This window comes from Rothia similimucilaginosa, from assembly GCF_029850985.2.
Lineage (GTDB): Bacteria > Actinomycetota > Actinomycetes > Actinomycetales > Micrococcaceae > Rothia.
In genome coordinates this window covers 1,240,663-1,262,206 of record NZ_CM138149.1, presented here as the reverse complement: position 1 = coordinate 1,262,206, position 21,544 = coordinate 1,240,663, and the positions used below count along the sequence as shown (strand labels likewise).

Here is a 21,544-nt window from a genome sequence, read left to right as displayed (position 1 = left end):
AATATTGCTTGCGCACGCAGTCAGAGCCGCATGAATACCGGTCGCACCAACTCCAGAAGAGTACGTCGAGTGAAGAAGATAGTCATCAGAAGCTCTTCGTTGGATCCAATACAGAACAAATAACGACGCCGTGCACCAGAGCAGACGTAAACGCCCTGTAAAGACTTATCAGTACGTCAATGTATATACGTTAAGCGCACCCAAGCGCCGCTCCTCCTACCCCGAATATCCGTAGGGTTTTCCCCTGGGTGTTCCCTGAGACTCCGCAGAGTTACGGCAGAGATTCGGCACAAAGAAACCCCGCCCACGGTGCATTACCGCAGGCGGGGGAGAAGCCTACCTCAAGCTGTTATGTCTTAACTCAGTAGGATGAGAGTCTTAGACAGCAGAAGAGCTAGAGGAAGAACCGGAAGCCGACGAAGGAGAATCTTCGTCGCCGGTGAGCATAATCCACTTACCGTCCTTGTACTCCACGGCAACCTTCATTAGCTTGCCATTCGGGCTAGAAGCGGTCATAAAGGGCTGGTCAGACGTATCCTCACGATGAATCTTCGCATCGGCGCTGTAGTTCATGTATGCCGGCCAGGTGTAACGACGGGTACCCTTACCGGACGCCTTCTGTGGAGAACCACTAATGAGCTCAAGAGTAACCGGGGTATCCGTACCGTAGATCCAGCCCAGATCGCTCTCGTACATGAGCGTAAGTTCCTGCAGACTCTTCGCATACACATCTGCAGGGTCAGCCTTCTTCATCGGCTCAGTATCGCCGGTCATCAACGCATAGTTAAAGCTCGCCAGCCAGTAGCCAATGAACGCATACATGCCATCAACGTTATCTTCGTTCATGTTTGCCGGAACGAGAGGCTTGGGCACGTTCTGCGCCTTCTTTTCGGCAGTGGCGGGAACGTATTCCTCGTTCTTCTCGAAGTTATCGAACTTCACAAAGCCCTTATAGGACTTGTCCGAAGAAGCAGATGCGGAAGCAGTAGCCGAAGCGTTTCCGGAAGCACTCGCGGAAGCGGAGCTAGATGCCGAACCTTCAGCCAGCGGGCGGATATCTCTAGCGCACGCAGTCAAGGCAGCCAGCACGCCGGCACCGGTCGCACCCAGTGCCACGCGGCGGGACATACCAGCAGAAGTGAGGGAAGGGCTCGTCATGATCAGCCTTTCATAGGAAGTCAACAAAGGAAATTGAGTGAGTTGACACCCCCATCATACCCGGCGTACCTTATAACAACCCCAAAACGCAGATGAACAACAAATAGCCGGGCGCATACGAAGACACCCCGTAGCTGCCACACAATAAAAGACAGCTACAGGGTGAACAACGGAATACACCTCGACTGATCCGGAAGCACCGGCTAACGGAGCAGATGCGCAAAATTACGGCGTGCCTGAGCCACCTTCGGGCTCACCACAAACGCACAATAACCTTGCGCCGGATTCAACGCGTAATAATTCTGGTGATACTCCTCAGCCTCATAGAACACGCCCAGGGGCTTAATCTCCGTAACAATGGGGGAGGGGTACAGTTGCTGAGCACGCGCCACCGCACGCTCAAACGCCTCACGCTGCTGCTCATCCGCGTAGAAAAGCACTGAACGGTACTGCGAACCGGTATCCGCGCCCTGACGATCCCAGCTCGTCGGATCGTGACTCGTGAAGAAAATATCCAACACCGTATCCAGGTCAATCACCTGCGGGTCAAAACTGAGCTTTACCGCCTCCTGATGCCCGGTCGTGCCCGAACACACCGAACGATAATTAGGGTCGGGAGTATCGCCGCCCGTGTAGCCGCAGACGCTCACCTCAACCCCGCAGAACTGGCGGTACACCGCATCCAGGCACCAGAAACAGCCGCCAGCAAGCACAACATCAGTCATGATTCCTCCTCAAATAGTGAGCCTCGAACTAACATTTAGAAATCCACACTACCTAAAGAACACCGCAGAGCCACAGAATATTCCTAAGCAGACGCATGCTTCGGCGTAAACCGCCACCTGCCACAATAGAGGTATGACTGAAAAACTAGAAACCCCCACCCTTGCAGAAGTCATCGACGCCTTCCACACGCTCTTCCCGCCGCAGCTCGCTGCCGGATGGGACGCATCCGGCCTCGTCGCCGGACGTGGCGCTGCTAAAGTGAGCACTGTTCTCTTCGCAGTAGACGCCCTCACCGCCACCGCCGAAGAAGCCGTAGCTGAAGGCGCGCAGCTACTCATCACCCACCACCCGCTGCTGCTGCGCGGCGCAAAGTTCATCCCCGACAGCGACTACAAGGGCAACATTCTGCACACCCTCATCGAGGGCGGATGCGGCCTGCTTGGCGCGCACACCAACGCAGATGCCGCCGTTGAAGGCGTGAATGAAGCACTCTGTGAGGCTATCGGCCTGATTGATTGTGAACCGCTTACCGAAGCACAAACCCAGGTACTCGACGAACAGGAACACACGGTAGGCACCGGTCGCCTCGGCACCCTACCCGAAGAAATCACCCTCAAGGAACTGGCAGAACGCCTCGCTGCGGTGCTGCCCGCAACCGCCGGTGGCCTGCGCATCGCCGGACGCGCCGACCAGCCAATCCGCCGCGTCGCCCTCTGCGGCGGTGCCGGTGACTCTCTCTTCGGCGCCGTGCGCGCCACCGACGCGCAGGTGTACATCACCGCCGACCTGCGCCACCACCCCGCCAGTGAATTCCGTGAAACTGCACGAGTTGACGGCAGCAACATCGCTCTGATTGATTGTTCCCACGCAGCCAGCGAATCCCTGTGGTTGCAGTCGGCGGCAAACCGCCTGCGCGCCCTGCTCGCTGAGCGCGGCTTCACCATCGAAACGAAGCTGTCCACGCTGAACACCGACCCGTGGGACTTCACCGTCTCCACTGGCGTGGCAACCGGTCAGGAGGCGCACTCGGCAAGCACCGAACCCGCTGTCACATGGACCAGCCTGACTGAACAGTAAACGCTCAAAGTAGCGGCTGAAGAGCTGCCAAGAGCCAAGAAATAGACACAGTAAAGCCCGGCCTGTACGCGTCCGACAGGAATCTTTCATCAAGGATTCTCAAAAGAACGTAAAGGCAGGGCATTACTTTTTTGGGGGGGGCACCCTGCGAACGCGAGCGGTCTAAACGACCTTACGTAGCGCGAGCCTGGAATGCGCCGATCAGAGTGACCAGCTCACCATGACTGACCATGTGCTGAGCATCGAAAGCGCCGCAAATGTGGGAAAGTGGTTTTACAGGGGGGCGATACAGGCTTAAGCCCCTAGAAAATAGTTAAAAAATCTTCAATATGATGTAAAAAATAGGCGAAAACAAATAATTGGGCAACCTACTGCTCATGCACCAACAGAGTCAAAACACCCGCCTTACGCGCCGTCGGCAGAGTGCACTCCACCGACCAGTCCTCGCTGACCGCCTCCAAAAATTCGGCAATACCCGCTGTGGAACCACCAATAGGACGAGCCGCCAAACCCGACTGAATCAGGTAGCGCGCAAACAGGCCACGGTAATGCTTCGCCATATGCGAGACGACCTTACGCGACCCATCAGCCGCCACACGCTCCACACGAACCGCCAGAGTCTGTGACGGGGAAGTCACCCACGACTTCGCGTAGGCTGCAGAACGGCAATCCAGAATCAGCTGGTCCTTCGCGGTCGCCTCCAGAGCGGTACCTAACGCGCCCTTCCAGAAGGAGGCAAGCGCACCCACCGAACCCAGCTTTACGCCCATCGACAGGCGGTAGGCGGGGATCGCGTCCTCGGGGCGCAGAATACCCCACAGCGCCGAAGAAATTAGTAGCGACCAGTGCGCGGCATCGCGTTCGGCGGGGGAGAAGCTTGCATAATCCAGTGCTTCAAAGAGCACGCCAGTGTAGGTGCGGATCGCGGGCTGTGCTGGTTCGGTCAGCAGGCGCGTATTGCGTTCCACCTCTGCTTTGAGAGAGGAACCCACCTTGAGCTCCGCCAGAGCGTCTACGCCGGCGCTTACCTGCGCCAGCTCCTCCAGAACGCTCTCACGCTCAGCCGTAAGCTCAGGGAACGAGAGGTCAGCAAAGCATACGGGCGCGTTACCAGTGGGGGCGGAGGTTTTACCTTCGGAGGGGGGAAGAAGAATCAGCATCTCTCCAGTGTACCCGCGAGACGCCGGTGTGCCCCCAACACGCCCCTGTGTACCCGTGAGGGAGTCCGGGACAAGCCACCTCCAAGGTTGTGCGTATAATGGGTTGGGTGAAACGGGCCGTCCGGGCAATCGCGAGGCATACGTGTTTCGAGGAAAGTCCGGGCTCCACAGCACAGGATGGTGGATAACATCCACTCGGGGTAACCCGCAGGCTAGTGCCACAGAAAGTAAACCGCCGCGGTTCGCCGCGGTAAGGGTGAAAGGGTGGTGTAAGAGACCACCAGCGGGCGCGGTGACGTGCCCGGCTAGGTAAACCCCATTCGGAGCAAGGTCAAACAGAATACGCCATGGTAGGGTAGTGCGCCCGATCCCCGTTAGCTTCCTTCATGGAGGTGGGGTGCGTATTCGGGTAGGCTGCTTGAGACGTACGGCAACGTACGTCCTAGATAGATGATTGCCTCGAAATGCCCCTTCGGGCGGCGTTTTAGACAGAACCCGGCTCATAGGATGACCCGTTTCACGTTGCTGTTGACTGATGAAAAACATCATCGACTGATCGAAAACGAAGACCGCGAATGCACGCTCAAGCGCATTCGCGGTCTTCGTTTAAAACTTCTCGAAAGGTCTCTGACCTCCAGAAGTGCTCGTGATTAGTGACCGAACGGATCCGGGTCTACGCCGGGCATCCAGGAGTTACCGTCGACGGTCCAGCCTTCCTTCTTCACGACCTTCTTCATCTTGCCGGTCCACTTCTTGTTCAGGCGGTTCACGTACAGCTTGCCGTCCAGGTGATCGGTTTCATGCTGCATGCAGCGTGCAAACCACCCGGTTGCCTCAAACTGGACGGGGTTGCCGTGCTCGTCAAGACCGTTCACGGTCACCCACTCGGCACGCTTGAGGGGGAAGCCGTAACCGGGGAAGGACAGGCAACCCTCTTCCTCCTCGTAGGGGTCCGGGTCAGCGGTAGAAATCTTGCCCAAGGTCAATACCGGGTTGATGATGCAGCCGCGCGGGGGAACGCCGTCCTCATTCTCCATCTTGTAGGTGAAGATGCGCAGGCCCACACCAATCTGCGGTGCCGCTAGACCCACACCGTTGGATGCGTCCATAGTCTCGTACATGTCAGCCACGAGCTCCTTGAGCTCATCATTAAACTCGGTGACGGGTGCCGCTGGGCGGTGCAGAACGGGGTTGCCGTGAATAACGATGGGGCGAATAGCCACGGAATCATCCTTTGCTTGTGTTGAACGGGAACTGTTGGGTGGGAACTTAACGGATGCGCCTACCTCGTGAAGAATTACCTCGTGAAGATGTGGTGCGCCCTGTTCCCGCTCGCTAGTTTAAAGTGCGGGTGTAAAAGCTCTGTTCCGGTACACCGTGTGCGGGCAAACCGAATCGAGGGTAAACGAAAGGGCCGTTACGGATAACCATAACGACCCTTTCCATCGGGGTGATCGACGGGGGTTGAACCCGCGACCTCCTGGACCACAACCAGGCGCTCTGCCAACTGAGCTACGACCACCATGTGCTTCGCTTGGTTTCCCTTGCGATACGCAACGGATACTACTGTACAGGAGATTCAGAAACCTGCCAAATCAAAAAGCCGTGATGCTTGTTACAGTCCGTGCTTACGCCTTGGATGCCTCAGAAACGGACGCCTCAGCCTCGCACTCAGCCGCCTCACGTGTGGCTCGCTCAGTCTCCACCTCACGCGCAATCTGCGCCGAAGCAATCGCATCCGGGCCCTGCGGCACAAAAATAGTGCGGCGGTAATACTTCAACTCATCAATCGAGTCCTTGATATCACCCAGTGCGCGATGGTTACCGGTCTTCGCCGGGGCGCTGTGACGAGCCGCCGGGTACCAGCGCGACGCCAGCTCCTTAATGGTCGACACATCAATTACACGGTAGTGCAGGTGCGCCATGACCTCGGGCATGTAACGCTCCAGGAAACGCTTATCCATGCCCACCGAGTTGCCGCCCAGCTGCGCCTTGCCCGCCACCGGAACATACTTCTTGATGTAGCGAAGCACCTGCTCCTGCGCGTAATCCATTGACACACCGTGCTCAATATCGGGCAGTAGACCCGAGGCCTCATGCATCGAACGCACAAAGTCATTCATGCTCTCCAGCGCGCCGGCAGGAGACTCGTCACCGGGCTTAATGACGAACTCAACACCGGAACCCAGAATGTTCAAATCGGCATCCGTGACCAGAACGCCCACCTCGACGAGAGCATCATTCTCCACGTCCAAGCCGGTCATCTCACAGTCAATCCATACAATACGTTCACTAGAAATACTCACCCTCCCACTCTACCCCCAAACACCGCCGACCCGGTGGATAGCACATCACAAAAGGGTGCAAGAGGGCGCAAGAGGATGCACAAACGGCAGCATCGAGGGAGAACTGCGCCACTCTGCGTGCCCCTGAGGTATGTTCACAAGCTTCTTCATAACAGTGATTCTCACAAGTGCATCCAAGGGCTCCGGTATGATAAAAGCCAGAAGGACGATGCAGACAGAAAGGGAGTTATGCGCGCACTAAAGGAGCTAGCACACTGGCTCACCACCCCCAGCGCACACGACGCACCTCTCTCACCCAAACTCTTGGACTACGTCAATAATCATCGTCTGCGTACGCTGATTATCGGCACTATCGGCTCCATCATGGTCACCCTCGGCTCCTACGCCGTCGGTTGGCTCGCCGACAGCTCTAACTTCTGGCGCTACGACATTATCCGCGCCATCCGATTCGAAGCCGCATGGGTCATTACCGGTATTATTATGCTCGCCCTCGGCGCCATGATCATGTGCCGTGAATGGCTGCGCATCTACCAGAAAATGGGTGACTGGAACGAACCCAACACCATGCGTTGGATGATTGCCGTCATCACCAGCTGGTCTCTGCCGCAGGTCTTCGCCTTCACCATCTACAGCCGCGACATGTTCTCCTACTACGGGCAGGGCATGGTCATGGCGCACGGCCTCAACCCGTACAAGCACGGTGTCTCCGAGATCTCGAACTTCATGCAGAACGGTGCGGACCCCATGTGGGCGGAATCTCCACCCCCGTACGGACCGGTCTCACTCAAGCTCGAAGAGTGGATTGTGCACCTGGCGGGGGAGAACATCGACCTCTCCCTCTTCTACTTCCGCCTGCTTTCCGTGTTCGCGGTCATCGGCATCCTCTTCTACGTGGCAAAACTCGCTAAGGCACACGGCTTCAATCAGGTCCGCGCCCTCTGGCAGATCGGCCCGAACCCGCTGTTCATCGCATCGTTCATCGCCAGCGGCCACAACGACTCACTCATGACCATGTTCATGCTCGGCGGCCTCTACTACGCCAAGCGCTACCGCGACACCTGGTGGGGCGGCCCACTCGGCGTGACCTTCGTAGCCCTCGGCGTTGCTGTCAAGCCGCTTGCCCTCGTGGTGCTGCCCTTCGTGGGTCTGCTCTGGGCGGGTAAGAACGCCTCCTGGCCGCGCAAGTTCATCTTCTGGGCCCTCTCCGGCGTGCTACTGCTTGCTGAAATGACGCTCATGGGCTGGGTAACCGGACTGGAATTCGGCTGGATTAGGGCACTGTCTACCACCGGCGGCCAGTACATCTGGTACACCCCCTTCGGCCTGGTCATCGGCGCCGCCTCCCTGTTCGTTCAGGGCGACGCCTTCGAGGTCATACGCAAGCTCATCGAGACCGTCGGCAAGGGCATCGGCATGCTCGGCGCTATGGCAATGGCATTCGTTGGACGCGACCGCAACATCGTCCGCCATGCCGGCCTCGCAATCCTGTTCATGCTCCTGTGCAGCCCCATGATTCAGCCCTGGTACCTGCTCTGGGCAATCCCGATGCTCGCCGCAACCGGTCTGCGCTCGCACTTCCAGCTCATGTGGTACTTCATCACCACGCTGTTCTTCATGGCGTACGGTGTGAGCGACCAGCTGAACGTATCGCCCTACCTGCGTGACTTCAACCAGGACATGGGCCGACTCATCGCGACCGTCATCTGCCTGGGCTACATCATCTACCTGGTGGCCCTCGACCCGGCAACCCGCCGCCTGGTGTACGTGAGCCTGCACCCCACGCAGATTCGCCGCACCGCCATCCGCCTGTGGTGGCAGCTGTTCCCCGGCGCATCAAGCCGTCGTACCCGCCGCCGCGAGGTGAAAAAGGCAGAACGGGAAGCCGCCAAGATAGGCTCCTAGCGTGAATTCCCAGCGCGAACTCCCGGTGTAAATCCCGGTCGTGCTTACCGGATGTCGGGCCAGCCGGATGCGCTGCCCAGTGGACCGGCCCCCGCGTGAGAGGCGCGGTGCAGGAGAAGCATAAATTCTCATGTACCCTAGAGGAAGGCCTCAGTAGCTCAGAGGATAGAGCAGGAGCCTTCTAATCTCTTGGTCGGGGGTTCGATTCCCTCCTGGGGCGCCACATGCAGAAACCGCCCCGCACCCTAAACTCAGGGTGCGGGGCGGTTTTCTTTATAGTTTTTGCGTTGGTGTGCCGCGAGGTGCCGGGAGGCTATTTCTTGGCTGGGATTACTTCTTGGTTGGGTTGGTGCCCTTGCAGGAGTTAAGGACGCGCTCCATAACCTTCTTTTCCTCCGCGGTGACCCACAGTTTGTACTTCGCCTTCACGTGCACCTGGCGTGCCACGTAGGTGCAGCGGTAGGCGGTGTTGCTCGGCAGCCAATCGGAGGCGTCTGCATCGGACTTCTGCTGGTTTGCCGGGCCGTCTGCAGCGAGCAGGTTTTCTGGGTCGTTCGCCAGTTGGCGGCGCTGCTCTGCGGTCAGATCCTGCGCACCGGTCTGCCACGCGTTCGAAAGAGCCACCACATGATCAATCTGCACGGCTGCGGAGGTCTTCTTGCCGCGCTTGAACTCAATGGTCTTGCCGGTGTACGGGTCATTCAGAGTGCCGCTAATTACGGTGCATGCGTGGGTCCTGACCTTGAAACGAAGGTTGGTCAGATCGCGGCGCAGAATGTCGTCGCGAGTGTTGCACTTGTTACCGTCAACGTCATCCCAAGCGGGGCCGAACTGTTCACGAGAGTAGCCAGCCTTCGACGCGCGTTCCTTCACCTGCAGGGATACCAGCTCGCTCTTCGCGGTCGCCAGATCCGGTGCGAGCGCGGTCGCGAGATCAACCGCCTTGTACGGGTTCTTGACCTCGGCGAGGGTTTCTGTGGCAACGGTGGTTTCTCCCTCATCGGTGGCGGAGGTCGTCGCCTCCGAACCGAGCATGCCGTCCACACCGTTCTTACTCACGTAGACTAGGCCAATAATCAGCAAGATAACGGCAAACACAGCGAGCAGACCGTAAATGAGACGCTTTTTCTGCGGGTCCATCGAGTCGGGCAGCTTGGGCAGGTTGCGTTGAATCCGCTGAAGATCCTGTAGTGTGGGCAGGTCGTTGCTGTTGATGGGCTTTTTGCTCACGGAAACTCCGGGGGTAGATCGGGATGCGGCTGAGTGCACCGCATCATCAAGGATAGAGCGCGTGGGATAGAAATAGTTAACGTGAGGGCAAAAAATAGCCGCCCCGACGCTGAAATGCCTATCATGATGCCGGATGGGGTGGGGTTTTGTGGAAGTAGCTTTGGGGGCCGCGGGCGTGATGCCGGATGGGGAGTAGTCGTCATATTTCTGTGGGGAGTGCACTGCCTGCGGGTAGATTTTGAAAAACGGGGTGAAAAATTCAAAAACTCTATCCACAGGCGGTACCCAAAACCGTAAAACGTGAGGTTATCCACAGAAGCGGTAACCGCCAGGTGCAGAGTCGGGTCAATGCTGGCAGGGTGGAGGAACCCACCCACTAGTTTCTAAGGAGAAACCATGAGCGACACCATCCTGATCCGTGGATTCACCGCTTCCGACCCGACACTGAGCACCCTGCCCAATGGGGTGCCCGTCGTGAACTTTCGCCTCGCCAGCACCCCGCGTTGGCAAGACGCTACCGGCACCTGGAAAGAAGGCACCACCAACTGGTACACCGTGAAAGCCTACCGCCGCCTCGCCCAGAACATAGCCACCTCCATTGAGAAAGGGCAACCACTGGTCGTGAGTGGCCGCCAGCGTATTAGCCGCTGGAACCGTGAAGACGGCACGCAGGGCACCACGGTAGAAGTGGATGCCCTCGGTATCGGTCACGACCTGAACTACGGTACGAGCACCTTCGCCCGCACCGTGGAGAAGCGCACGGTCAACGAGGGTTCCATGCAGGGGGTACCTCAGCAGGACACGACGCAGCAGGGTACGCCGCACTCGGGTGCACCATTGCAGGAGGCGCCTCAGTACACGCAACAGTATGCTCCTGTGCAGAACGGCGCATCCGAGGGTGGGGGAGTGCAGAGTGACGAACCCCCCTTCTAAAAGTGTTCCCCGGATGCTTGCATAAACGCGGGTGCATTGGGATAATGGAGCATTGTGTTGACATCGGGCACGCCCCTGCCGCAGGGGGAAGAGCGACCAACGATGTCAACCTTCGGGCACCAATCCTGTCCGAAGCATAAAGTTTTCTGTCCCGCAGTGGGGCAGAGCAATCTGAGTCTATTTGACCTGCGGCAGATGGCTCTGGAGATCTACAACTATGCAGACTCTTGACTTCCTCGACAAGAAGTCCCTCCGTGACGACATCCCCGCATTCGGCCCCGGTGACACCCTGAACGTTCACGTTAAAATCGTTGAAGGTAAGAACCACCGTATCCAGGTCTTCAAGGGCTTCGTCGTTGGCCGCCAGGGTGCAGGCGTTCGCGAGACCTTCACCGTCCGCAAGGTTTCCTTCGGCGTTGGTGTTGAGCGTACCTTCCCCGTTCACTCTCCCTCCATCGAGAAGATTGAGGTTGTGACCCGCGGTGACGTCCGTCGTGCAAAGCTGTACTACATGCGCGACCGCCACGGTAAGGCTGCTCGTATCCGCGAGAAGCGCGAGTTCTAATCTTTATAGATACAGAATTCTGTTGCAAACCGCTCCCCAACCGCATTCCGCGGGCAAGGAGCGGTTTTTGCATATTCTGAGAACCTTGCCGCTCTCAGAAAATAAAAGCCCAAGAGCACAAGCACTCTCGATACAATAGCTAGGTACCGTTTCACCCGAGCTAGGTATCTCTCAAACGAAAGGCTCACTCCAGCATGGCAGACGACAAGAACACTGCGAACACCAGCCCCTTCCCTGAGGGATACCAGCCTCAAAGCCGCCGCGAGCGCCGAGAAATGGAAGAATACTTCACACGTCTCGCCGCTGAGAAGGCCACAGCTGAGAATGCAGCTACTGAGCAGAGCGCCGCAGAGAATGCGGACGCTACCGGGGCGACCGAATGTAATACCGAGAGCACTCGTGAGCTGGTAGCTAGCGCCGAGGCAAGCGCCGCCGTGACTTCTTCCTCCGTGAAGGAAGCGAAGAAGAACGCCGCAGTGAAGAATACCGAGCGTGAAGAAACCGCCGATGAGGAGACTACCGCAGATGTGGAAACTACCAAGGACTTCTCCGAAATGACCCCCAAGGAACGCCGCAAGGCAAAGCGCGCCGAACAAGCAGAGCTGACCTACTCCCAGGCGCAGGAAGAAGGCCGACTCGGCGAATGGCTCTGGGTACAGGCACGCGAGGGCGGCACTGTCATCCTCTACGCGCTGGTCATCGCATTCCTGGTCAAGACCTTCCTGCTGCGTGGCTTCTACATTCCCTCCGGCTCCATGGAGCAGACCCTGCAGGTGAACGACCGCGTGTTCATTAACGTGGCGGGCTCCTACTTTAGCAATCCCAAGCGCGGCGACGTCATTGTCTTCAAGGACTCTCAGGGTTGGATTCCCTCCACCCAAAAATCCAGCAACCCGCTCAAGGACGGCCTGTCCTTCATGGGTATTCTGCCGGATACCTCATCGAACTACCTAGTCAAGCGTGTTATTGGTACCCCCGGTGACGTGGTCGAAAGCGACGGAAACGGCAAGGTCAAGGTCAATGGTGTAGAAATTACCGAACCGTACCTGTACCCCGGCAACCAGCCCTCGGAGATCCCCTTCAAGGTGACCGTGCCCGCCGGCAAGTACTTCGTGATGGGTGACCACCGCAGCAACTCCGCCGACTCCCGCTACCACATTAGCGACGGCACCGCGTTCATCTCCAAGGACGACGTGCAGGGTAACGTGTTCGTGGTGGCGTGGCCGCTGAACCACTTCGGTCTGCTACAGGATCAGAGCTCAGTGTTCTCCTCGATTCCCGAGCCGACCTCCACCCCGAGCGAGTAAGCGAGCTTGGGAATGATGGTGAGCGCTCAGAAGAGCGCAAGGAAACCCGCTCAATCTAAGCCTGCGAAGACAACACCGCCTGCCGCCGACCTCGAATACGAGCAGCAGCTCTTCGCCTCCGGCACCCGCACGGTTGCCGGAATCGACGAGGTGGGCCGCGGCTCCATGGCGGGCCCGGTCACCGTGGGCGTCGCAATCCTCACCCCGGACGCCACCCTCGAAGTGGGCGGGCTAATCGACTCCAAAGCACTCTCACCGGCACGCCGCGAATCCATGGTTCCCGAAATCCGCCAGTGGTGCGCCGTGGCAGTCGGCCACGTGGAACCGGCAGATATTGACCGGCTCGGCATGACCCTCTCGCTGAGACTTGCCGCTCAGTGTGCGCTCGCTGAGCTGGCGCGCCGCGGATACCGTGCCGACGCCGCCCTGCTGGATGGTAAGCACGACTGGTTTACCCCTCCGCAGGAGGACCTGTTCAGTGCGCTGGCACCGGACCCGGCGCAGGCACACTATAACGCACTGCTCGCCCAGGCATGGGAGGGCGCAGGTGAGCCCGCGCAGATGCCGGTGACCATGGTCATTAAGGGCGACTACAAATGCGCCTCCATTGCCGCCGCATCGGTGGTTGCGAAGGTGGAACGTGACGAGCTGATGGTCCAGCTGGATGCCTGCTACCCGGGGTACGGCTGGGCAAACAACAAGGGCTACGGATCCGCCGCTCACCGCGAGGCGATTAGCGTGCAGGGCCCCAGCCCGCAGCATCGACTGTCATGGTCGCTTCCGGCGACCGCCGAGCAGATTAAGGCCGCCGCGACACAGCGCGGCTAGGGCGCGTGGCGTTCCTGAAGACCGCGCCTCGGAAGCTGGCGAAAGCCTAACGTGCCACCGCTGAATCAGTACTAAGAAAGCCCAGGAAAGGAAGAGTAATGAGCGCAGAAGACCTCGAAAACTACGAGACCGACGCCCAAATGGCGCTCTACCGCGAATACAAAGACGTCATGTCGCTCTTTAGCTACGCGGTAGAAACCGACCGACGCTTCTACCTGGCAAACCAGGTGGACGTCACCCCGCATGTGCAGGGCGGCACCCTCTACTTTGAGGTGAGCATGAGCGACGTGTGGGTGTGGGATGTATTCCGCTCCAACCGCTTTGTGAAGAAGGTGCACGCCTACTCGGTACGTGATGTGAACGTGGAGGAGCGCCTGCCCAACCAGGAGTTCACCGTGCCGGAAATGCCGGACTTTAACGCCTAGCTCAGGCCTGATTCACCGCCTTGCCGGAGGTAAGCGCACCAGTGCCGAGCTGCTGGGCGGCAGAACTTAGGTGATGAAACCGCGCGATGAAACTACGCGAATATGACGCGGCGAATTGGCACCCGAGCGGCGTTTTTGAAAAATATGCCCCAAAATTTCAAATAAATAGCTGTGGATAACCTCTAATTCCTTCTGAGAACTGAGGTTATCCACAGTTTTTCGTTAACCACGTTCGGGCACGCGCGCGGCGGGCACAGTAGAAGCACTACCGCTATCTACCGGGAGAGACCCATGACAACAGCCCGAATAACAGCCCACGCCACAACCCAAAACGCACCCAACAGACTCCGAATCCACCGAACCCCACCCCGCGCCCACAGCGTCGGTAGATGGGGCGAGGAACTGACCGCCCGCATCCTGGAGACGAATGGCTACCGGATTCTGGAGAGGAATTGGCGCCCGCCTGCCGGACTGGAATACGAACAAATCCGCGGTGAGCTCGACCTGATCGCCATTGACCCCGAGGACGAACTGGTTTTTATTGAGGTCAAGACCCGCAGCAGCGAAGATTTTGGGCACCCGTTCGCGTCTATTGACCGCGATAAGGCGCGCCGCACGCGCTCGCTGGCGATTCTTTGGTGCAGGCTGCGCGAGAACCTGGATTTTCCGCGCTTTCGCATTGACGCAATTGCGGTGACTGGATCCTGCGAAACCTTCACCTTCGAGCATCTGAAGGCGGTGGCGTAATGGGATTCGCACGCACCTATTCCGTGGCGCTCGTGGGCTTGCGTGGGCACATTGTTGACGTCGAGGCTGATATTTCACAGGGCCTGCCCGGCTTCGTGCTGCTGGGCCTGCCCGATACCGCCCTTAACGAGTCGAAAGAGCGTGTACGCTCCGCCGCGAAGAATACCGGCATCACCCTCACTCAGCACCGGCTCACCGTGAACCTGACCCCGGCGACCCTACCCAAGCGCGGCTCTGCGTTTGATCTAGCCATTGTGGTTGCGGCGCTACAGGCGGAGAAGAAACTTCACCCCAGCGGCGATAGCGTTTTTCTGGGTGAGCTGGGACTGGACGGAACGCTACGCCCTGTGCCGGGCATCCTGCCGGCAGTCAAAGCTGCCGTGGATGCCGGACACCACCGCGTGATTGTGCCCGCCGAAAATGCTGAGGAGGCGGCGCTCATCCCCGGCGCGCAGGTGAGCGGTTTCCGCTGCTTGGCAGAGGTTTTTGCCGCTCTCGGCGCGGAGAGTCAGAAGCTGACCTACCCGCCCGCCCCGCAGACTGAGGCGAGCGTACCGGTAGCGAAACCGGCTGAAATTCCCTCGGATATGAGCGATGTCGCCGGTCAGTCACAGGGCCGTTTCGCCCTGGAAATTGCCGCTGCGGGTGGTCACCATATGCTGCTGACCGGACCGCCTGGTTCGGGTAAAACCATGCTGGCGGAGCGCCTGCCGAGCATCCTGCCGACCCTCGACAACGATGCCGCGATGGAGGTGACCGCGATTCGTTCCCTCTGCTCGGCGGGGGAGCACCTGAGTGAGCTGGTGCGTCAGCCGCCGTTTGAGGCGCCGCATCATAGCGCCTCCGCGCCGGCGATTTTGGGTGGCGGCAGCGGCATTCCCCGCCCGGGCTGCGTGTCTAAAGCGCACCGCGGCGTGCTCTTTCTCGATGAGGCGCCGGAGTTTAAACGCACGGTGCTCGATTCGCTCCGTCAACCCCTGGAGTCGGGGACCGTGACTCTGGACCGTTCGAGTGCATCGGCGACGTATCCGGCGCGTTTTCAGCTGATTCTGGCGGCGAACCCGTGCCCCTGTGGCATGAACGTGGGTACCGGTACGGAGTGCACGTGTGCTCCGCGTGAGCGTCGCGCCTATTTTGGGCGGCTGTCCGGCCCGCTGGTGGACCGTATTGACGTGAATGTGACGGTTCCGAAGGTGTCGTCCACGGAGCTTGCGGGCGGTCAGGTGAATGAGAGCTCGGCGCAGATTCGCGAGCGCGTTATGGCGGCGAGGCAGGCTCAGCGGGAGCGCCTGGAACCGTACGGGTTGAAAACGAATGCGGAGATGAACGGCAAAATTTTGCGAGGTCCGCTGCGTCTGGATGCGAAGCTCACCGGCGAGCTGAACGCCGCCGTGGATCGCGGAACGCTGACGGCTCGCGGCTATGACCGGGTGTTGCGTATCGCCTGGACCCTCGCTGATTTGGAAGGTGCCGCCTACCCGAGCCGGGAGCATCTGGATGTGGCGCTTTTCCTGCGGCAGCAGGGGCAGCTGAAATAGGGACAGCTGACATAGCGTGCTGGTTTATAGAAGGAATCACCCACGAGAGGAGAAGAACGTCATGAGTGAGAAGAAACTGAGAAAACGAGTTGAAGATACCGAATTGAAAGATTATGGGCTGAGAGAAACAGCACTGGAAGAGCAAGCGCCAGAAGAGAGCGCGGCTGAGGATTTTGTACAGGAGGTACTGCAGATCCGCCTGCCCGGTCGCACTCTGGATGTGCACGCCCTGGTGCGTGAGAGGGCGGCTCATATCCTGTCGCTGGGGCAGGAACCTTCGCCGAGCCCATACAACGGGGCGCGGTTGCCGGGATTCCTCGCCTCCTGCCTGAACCCGGTGTATCTGGAAGAGATGAATCAGCAGAAACTGAGCCGGGAGGAACAGCCGGGAGAGGAGCTACAGGGTGAGGGGCTACAGAGCGAGCGCCCCGAACCTGCGGTGGGCACAGCCTCCAGCGGCTCTGATCCTGTACATCTGTTCACTCCTGAGCCCCTGTTCAATCCCGCCCTCAGCGCGCCGGAGCTTGAGGCGGCGTGCCGTGAGTACATCCGCTGCTGCACCGCTCAACTGATGCGCTACGCGGAGCCCGCCGATGAGCTCGTGGTCGAATCCCTCGCCAGCCTGGGTGCGCCGCTGACCCTGCACTACCTGTTGACCGGGCATATCCCGGATGAGTACACCTGGGAGAACGGCGAACCGGACGAACAGCTCAGCGAATTTCTGCACTCGGTGGGTGCGCCTGTGGCAGGGGAGTCCGCCCTGTTCTCCAGCGCGAATGGCTACTACACGCCGGGTGAGCATCAGATGAGCCGCGATAAGTTCGGCAAGTTGCTCGCGACCCGCCGCCTGCGCTGGAACCGCCGCATGGAACGCACCCTGAACGCGGAGGCGCATATGGCGGCAACCTGCGGGGCGTGGCTGGTCACTCCTGCTGATCCGCTGTGGCCGCCGCAGCTGAACGATTTGGGGCCTGCTCGACCATACGGGCTGTGGTGCCGAGGCGATTCGCGGCACCTGCTGGATTTGGCCTCTACCCCGAGCGTGGCGCTGGTCGGTTCGCGTGACCCGAGCATCTACGGTACGGAGGCGACGACCCACCTCGCCGCTGAGCTGGCGCGCCACGGGTACACGGTGATTTCTGGCGGTGCGATGGGCATTGATATTGCGGCGCATCGGGCGGCGCTGACCCAGCAGGGTAGCGACCTGCCGACCATCGCTTTCATGGCGGGTGGGTTGGACCGGCTGTACCCGGCGCAGAACTCGGATGCGCTGAACATGATTATTGACCGAGGGCTCATCATGAGCGAGGTGAGCGTGGGTAATACCCCCACGCGGTGGCGTTTTCTGGAGCGTAACCGGCTGATTGCGGCGTTAGCGCGGCATACCATTGTGGTGGAGGCACGTTGGCGTTCCGGTGCGCTGAATACGGCTCGTCACGCAATGGAGATTGGGCGTACTCTCTGGGCGGTTCCGGGCCAGATTAACTCGCCGAATTCGGTGGGCACGAACCGTCTGCTACGTGATGGACTAGCGCAAACACTTACCGAGGCCGCCGACATTCTCGAATACGATGCCGCCGCGGGTTTCGAGCTGGGCACCGAGCACGAGAGCGAGTGGGATCAGGCTGCCTCCTCTAGCACGCTGGATGAGCTGACCGAACGGCAGGGCAGGGTCTGGGATGACTTGAGCCCGCGCTCCTACCGTGGCGTGGACGAGATTGCCGCAGCCCTTGGGTTGAGTGCTCGCGACGTGATGGCTGATCTGTTCCACCTGGAGCGCTGCGGCCTAGCGGAGAGTAGCGGAACAAGCTGGAGAAAGGTCCGCCCGGCTGTTGCAGCGTAGAAGAGCCCCTGAACACCCCTACTGAACACCTGAGGCAGTAGCGGGTTGTGAGAGCCGGTCATGACAGGGCGGCATGTAGAGGAGACTGAACCTCTCTACAATTGGGGTAGGCCTGCGCGTACTGGTGCGGAGCCTACCCCGCCGCCCTATCGGCAGATGCGTGGGGAATAGAAATACAACGTCGAGAAGCATCAATGCCGCTAGACCCAGGAGCCGGAACCACGAAAGGAGGGACGCATGACCCCCGCCCGCCAGCACGAAAACTGGGCTGAAAACCGGAACGAGAACCCGGAAGAATACCGGGACGAGAACCGGGATGATGATCCCTCTGCGACCCTGCCGGTGACCTATACCCGCAGCCTCGCCGCAGATAACCCACAGAGGCACGGTGAACGCCTGGATTCAGCCCTGTCCGGCTCCGCCTTACCTGAATCAGCGCTGGGCGTTTCTGGCGAAGTATTCCGCCCCGTCCTGGACCGTTTTGAGCGTTTTCTGCGTTATGAGAAGCACCGTTCTGAAGAGACGATTCGTTCCTATATTTCGGATTTGGAGGGCTTTTTCGGTTATATGGCGCGCCGCGGTGTGCGGCATCTGGAGAGTATTGATGCGTCCCTGATTCGTGAGTGGTTGGGTTCGCTACATCTGCGGCAGGCGGCTCGTTCTACGGTGGCTCGCCGCGGCTCGACCCTGCGTACGTTCTTCACCTGGGCTCAGGATGAGGAACTGGTGCACGCCAATCCCACGCGCGGTATGCGCACCCCCAAGCGGGAGAATCACCTGCCGCCGGTGCTGAGCCAGGAGCAGATGAACCAGTTACTGACTACTCTGCAGAAGCGCCGGGTGCAGGATCCTCGTGATGCGCGCCTGCTGCGCCTGGAAGCTGTGGTTGAGGTGCTGTACGCCTCGGGCATGCGTATCTCTGAGCTGACCGGCCTGGATTTGCAAAGTGTGGACCGGGCAAATAAGACGGTGCGCGTGCTGGGTAAGGGCAATAAGGAGCGAGTGGTGCCGTTGGGTACCCCGGCGCTCAAGGCGTTGAATCGTTGGGTTTCGTATGGTCGTCCGCAGTGGATTCCGGAGGGCGCTCAGGGCGTGACGGCTCTGTTTATTGGCCCTCGGGGTGGGCGTGCGAATGCCCGTCAGATTCGTGAGGATCTGACCCGCTTGCTGCGCACGGTGGAGAACACAACCGCCTCGGGTGCGCACGTTTTGCGTCATTCGGCGGCGACTCATCTGGTTGATGGTGGTGCCGATATTCGTTCGGTGCAGGAGCTATTGGGGCATTCGTCGTTGGCGACCACGCAGATTTACACGCACGTGTCGATGAAGCGTCTGGCGGAGACGTATGCTCGGGCGCATCCGCGAGCATAGGGGTGGAACCCGAAAGTTAGCTGTCTCTCTATTTGAATCTTGCCCGTGCGGGTTGTACGATTCAATCTAAGCTATACACTGTTCAATGTCTATCTGGATATCCTGTGCACCCTAAACTTTCTGCACAGCGATGTTTATTCAAAGCCGCTGAACAAGGTAGCATAGGTAACAGACTAACCGTGGTATCCGTCTCTACGGAGGCACCGCGTACGAGTATTAAAAACTAGAAAGGTCGCACCGCATGCGCGCACTCGTTTGCCCCGGACAGGGTTCTCAGAAGAAAGGCTTCCTGAGCCCCTGGCTCGAGATTGAAGGTGTGCGTGAGCACCTGGAACGACTCTCCGAAGCGGCAGGCATCGACCTAATTCACTACGGCACTGAAGCCGAAGAAGAAACCATCAAGGACACCGCAATCGCCCAGCCCCTCATCGTGGCTGCAGGCATCGTCACCGGTCGCCTCGCACTGCACGAACTCGACGGTGAAGAGCTCATCTTCGCGGGCCACTCCGTCGGCGAAATCACAGCAGCGGCACTTGCAGGCGTACTCAGCGACGAAGACGCAATGCGTTTCGTGCGCGTGCGCGCCAACGGCATGGCGGAGGCGGCAGCCGCCTCCCCGACCGGCATGGCTGCAGTACTCGGAGGCGTTGAAGAAAACGTCCGCGAAGCCATCGACGCAGCAGGCCTCGTCGCAGCAAACTCCAACGGCGGCGGCCAGATCGTAGCCGCAGGCCCCATCCCCGCCATTGAAGCATTCGCCGCGAACCCGCCCGCACGCGCACGCGTCATCCCTCTGAAGGTCGCTGGCGCATTCCACACCGAGGCAATGGCACCTGCCGTGCCCGCACTGGAAGAGTTCGCCGTAGCCCTGCAGGTATCCGACCCGACCTCCGCGCTACTGACCAACCGCGATGGTTCCGCAGTGGCATCCGGTGAAGAGTTCGTCAAGACCCTCGTCTCCCAGGTGACCAGCCCCGTGCGCTGGGATTTGTGCATGGCAACCCTGCTTGAACGTGAAGTCGCCAGCATTATCGAGGTCGCCCCCGCAGGCACCCTGGTTGGGCTGGCAAAGCGCGCGATGCGCGGCGTGCCCGGCACCTCCATCAACGCTCCGGAGGACCTCGCCTCACTGAAGGGCTAAACGCCAGAGGAGAGAACCCAGCTCTCCCTGCGCTAGGAACCCTTCACACTAGACATGCACTTTAGACATGCGAGGCACACAGTGTCTTGCGAGCATCAGCACTAAGGATTGAATACGTGACTACCCTCAAGCAGTACGAAATCAACCGCTACTCCCGCATCCTCGGTTACGGCGCAGCCCGCGGTGAGGTCATCGTCCCCAACGATGACATCGTTGAGGCAATCGACTCCTCCGACGAGTGGATCAAGCAGCGCACTGGTATCGCAACTCGCCACCGCGCCAGCGAAAACCAGTCCGTAACTGACCTCGCCATCGGTGCCGCCAAGGACGCCCTGGCGGCATCCGGTGTAGCCGGTGAGGACATTGAGGCGGTCATCATCTCGACCATCTCGCACCCCTACGCAACCCCCTCCCTGGCAACCCTGGTCGCCGATGCAATCGGCTCCAAGTGCCCCGCATACGATATCTCCGCAGCGTGTGCAGGTTTCTGCTACGGCATCGCCCAGGCAGACGCCCTCGTCCGCGCAGGCACCGCAAAGCACGTGCTGGTCATCGGCGTTGAGAAGCTCTCCGACTTCATTGACAACACCGAACGCACCATCTCCTTCCTGCTCGGCGACGGCGCAGGCGCAGCAGTCGTGGGCGTTTCCGACGAACCCGGTATCGCTCCCACTGTATGGGGTTCGGACGGCTCCCGCTGGGGCACCGTTGGCATGGACCGCTCGATGCTAGACATTCGCAACCGCGACTTCGTAGCAAACCCCGTACAGGAAGGCGAAAAGATCTGGCCCACCCTGCGACAGGACGGCCCCTCCGTCTTCCGCTGGGCAGTATGGGAAATGGCAAAGGTCGCCAAGCAGGCACTCGAAACCGCCGGCATCACCCCCGACGAGCTTGGCGCGCTCATCCCGCACCAGGCAAACGCCCGCATCATTGACCAGATGGTCAAGACCCTCAAGCTTCCCGACACGGTGGCAGTGGCACGCGATATCGTTGATGCTGGTAACACCTCCGCCGCATCGGTCCCCCTCGCCGCACATCGCCTGCTTAAGGAGAACCCGGAACTCTCCGGCAAGTTCGCCCTGCAGATTGGCTTCGGTGCCGGCCTGGCATTCGCAGCTCAGGTAGTCGTCCTTCCCTAAGGAAAACCACAAGAGCCCGATGCTCACCGCCCCCTCATAACCGGCACCACACCGGTGCACGAGAAAGAAAATAAAGCGGGAAAGCATCCCCTAAACTCCGAGTTTCCGCATGCGTACACCACGTAGACACGATAAACTCGGTAAT

19 protein-coding genes, 2 tRNA genes and 1 other RNA gene are annotated in these 21,544 nt (G+C 59.6%); 15 read left to right on the top strand and 7 right to left on the bottom strand.

The window, feature by feature from the left end; translation table 11 throughout:
* Positions 1 to 378 precede the first annotated feature (378 nt).
* Both QFX07_RS05275 and msrA read right to left on the bottom strand, forming a co-directional pair.
* Entirely contained in the window at positions 379 to 1,158 is a 780-nt protein-coding gene (locus QFX07_RS05275; protein ID WP_279755057.1) for a DUF6318 family protein, read from the bottom strand.
* A 203-nt stretch (positions 1,159 to 1,361) separates the two neighbouring features.
* Positions 1,362 to 1,883, bottom strand: coding sequence for a peptide-methionine (S)-S-oxide reductase MsrA (gene msrA, locus QFX07_RS05270; protein WP_279740637.1), 522 nt, complete (start codon positions 1,881 to 1,883; stop codon positions 1,362 to 1,364).
* 133 nt (positions 1,884 to 2,016) lie between these two features.
* On the opposite strand from msrA, the gene QFX07_RS05265 reads away from it, so the two are divergent.
* A complete protein-coding gene (locus tag QFX07_RS05265) occupies positions 2,017 to 2,961 on the top strand; it encodes a Nif3-like dinuclear metal center hexameric protein (protein WP_279740639.1) in 945 nt (314 codons plus the stop codon).
* A gap of 368 nt (positions 2,962 to 3,329) precedes the next feature.
* Here QFX07_RS05265 and QFX07_RS05260 read toward each other — a convergent pair whose 3' ends face one another.
* On the bottom strand, positions 3,330 to 4,121 hold the full coding sequence (locus QFX07_RS05260) for a YaaA family protein (RefSeq protein ID WP_279740641.1): 792 nt from the start codon (positions 4,119 to 4,121) through the stop codon (positions 3,330 to 3,332).
* A gap of 113 nt (positions 4,122 to 4,234) precedes the next feature.
* Between QFX07_RS05260 and rnpB the strand changes: the two genes are divergently transcribed.
* Positions 4,235 to 4,640: RNase P RNA component class A (gene rnpB, locus QFX07_RS05255), an RNA gene on the top strand.
* A gap of 131 nt (positions 4,641 to 4,771) precedes the next feature.
* Here rnpB and def read toward each other — a convergent pair.
* From def to orn, 3 genes are all read right to left on the bottom strand, one after another.
* Positions 4,772 to 5,344 (bottom strand): peptide deformylase, encoded by a 573-nt coding sequence (def, locus tag QFX07_RS05250; RefSeq protein WP_060823562.1) that lies wholly within the window; start codon positions 5,342 to 5,344, stop codon positions 4,772 to 4,774.
* A gap of 226 nt (positions 5,345 to 5,570) precedes the next feature.
* A tRNA-His gene (locus QFX07_RS05245) sits at positions 5,571 to 5,643 on the bottom strand.
* Between the two features lie 106 nt (positions 5,644 to 5,749).
* Entirely contained in the window at positions 5,750 to 6,427 is a 678-nt protein-coding gene (gene orn / locus QFX07_RS05240) for an oligoribonuclease (protein ID WP_279740645.1), read from the bottom strand.
* A gap of 228 nt (positions 6,428 to 6,655) precedes the next feature.
* Here orn and mptB point away from each other — a divergent pair, with 228 nt between their 5' ends.
* On the top strand, positions 6,656 to 8,329 hold the full coding sequence (mptB, locus tag QFX07_RS05235; RefSeq protein WP_279755056.1) for a polyprenol phosphomannose-dependent alpha 1,6 mannosyltransferase MptB: 1,674 nt from the start codon (positions 6,656 to 6,658) through the stop codon (positions 8,327 to 8,329).
* A gap of 147 nt (positions 8,330 to 8,476) precedes the next feature.
* Positions 8,477 to 8,552, top strand: a tRNA-Arg gene (locus QFX07_RS05230).
* Between the two features lie 107 nt (positions 8,553 to 8,659).
* On the opposite strand, the gene QFX07_RS05225 is transcribed toward QFX07_RS05230, so the two are convergent.
* Positions 8,660 to 9,559 (bottom strand): HNH endonuclease family protein, encoded by a 900-nt coding sequence (locus QFX07_RS05225; protein WP_279740648.1) that lies wholly within the window; start codon positions 9,557 to 9,559, stop codon positions 8,660 to 8,662.
* Positions 9,560 to 9,955: 396 nt separating this feature from the next.
* Here QFX07_RS05225 and QFX07_RS05220 point away from each other — a divergent pair, with 396 nt between their 5' ends.
* From QFX07_RS05220 to QFX07_RS05170, 11 genes are all read left to right on the top strand, one after another.
* The gene (locus QFX07_RS05220) at positions 9,956 to 10,492 is read left to right on the top strand and encodes a single-stranded DNA-binding protein (RefSeq protein WP_279755055.1); all 537 of its coding nucleotides are present in this window, start codon (positions 9,956 to 9,958) and stop codon (positions 10,490 to 10,492) included.
* A 217-nt stretch (positions 10,493 to 10,709) separates the two neighbouring features.
* The gene (gene rplS, locus QFX07_RS05215) at positions 10,710 to 11,057 is read left to right on the top strand and encodes a 50S ribosomal protein L19 (protein WP_049337710.1); all 348 of its coding nucleotides are present in this window, start codon (positions 10,710 to 10,712) and stop codon (positions 11,055 to 11,057) included.
* Positions 11,058 to 11,251: 194 nt separating this feature from the next.
* A complete protein-coding gene (lepB, locus tag QFX07_RS05210) occupies positions 11,252 to 12,364 on the top strand; it encodes a signal peptidase I (protein WP_279755054.1) in 1,113 nt (370 codons plus the stop codon).
* A 15-nt stretch (positions 12,365 to 12,379) separates the two neighbouring features.
* Entirely contained in the window at positions 12,380 to 13,192 is an 813-nt protein-coding gene (locus QFX07_RS05205) for a ribonuclease HII (protein WP_279755053.1), read from the top strand.
* A gap of 98 nt (positions 13,193 to 13,290) precedes the next feature.
* Positions 13,291 to 13,617: a DUF2469 domain-containing protein gene (locus QFX07_RS05200; RefSeq protein ID WP_279740657.1), complete on the top strand. Its 327-nt coding sequence runs from the start codon at positions 13,291 to 13,293 to the stop codon at positions 13,615 to 13,617.
* 291 nt (positions 13,618 to 13,908) lie between these two features.
* Complete coding sequence (locus QFX07_RS05195) at positions 13,909 to 14,364, top strand: YraN family protein (RefSeq protein WP_279740659.1); 456 nt, start codon at positions 13,909 to 13,911, stop codon at positions 14,362 to 14,364.
* Positions 14,364 to 15,902 carry a YifB family Mg chelatase-like AAA ATPase gene (locus QFX07_RS05190; RefSeq protein ID WP_279740661.1) on the top strand — a complete coding sequence of 513 codons (1,539 nt, stop codon included), beginning with the start codon at positions 14,364 to 14,366 and terminating at the stop codon, positions 15,900 to 15,902. The genes QFX07_RS05195 and QFX07_RS05190 overlap by 1 nt, the downstream gene beginning before the upstream one ends.
* 61 nt (positions 15,903 to 15,963) lie before the next feature.
* Positions 15,964 to 17,745: a DNA-processing protein DprA gene (gene dprA, locus QFX07_RS05185; RefSeq protein ID WP_279740663.1), complete on the top strand. Its 1,782-nt coding sequence runs from the start codon at positions 15,964 to 15,966 to the stop codon at positions 17,743 to 17,745.
* Between the two features lie 237 nt (positions 17,746 to 17,982).
* Positions 17,983 to 19,116, top strand: coding sequence for a tyrosine recombinase XerC (locus QFX07_RS05180; RefSeq protein ID WP_279740664.1), 1,134 nt, complete (start codon positions 17,983 to 17,985; stop codon positions 19,114 to 19,116).
* A gap of 241 nt (positions 19,117 to 19,357) precedes the next feature.
* Positions 19,358 to 20,257 carry an ACP S-malonyltransferase gene (locus QFX07_RS05175; RefSeq protein WP_279740665.1) on the top strand — a complete coding sequence of 300 codons (900 nt, stop codon included), beginning with the start codon at positions 19,358 to 19,360 and terminating at the stop codon, positions 20,255 to 20,257.
* 116 nt (positions 20,258 to 20,373) lie between these two features.
* The gene (locus QFX07_RS05170) at positions 20,374 to 21,399 is read left to right on the top strand and encodes a beta-ketoacyl-ACP synthase III (protein WP_279755052.1); all 1,026 of its coding nucleotides are present in this window, start codon (positions 20,374 to 20,376) and stop codon (positions 21,397 to 21,399) included.
* Positions 21,400 to 21,544 lie beyond the last annotated feature (145 nt).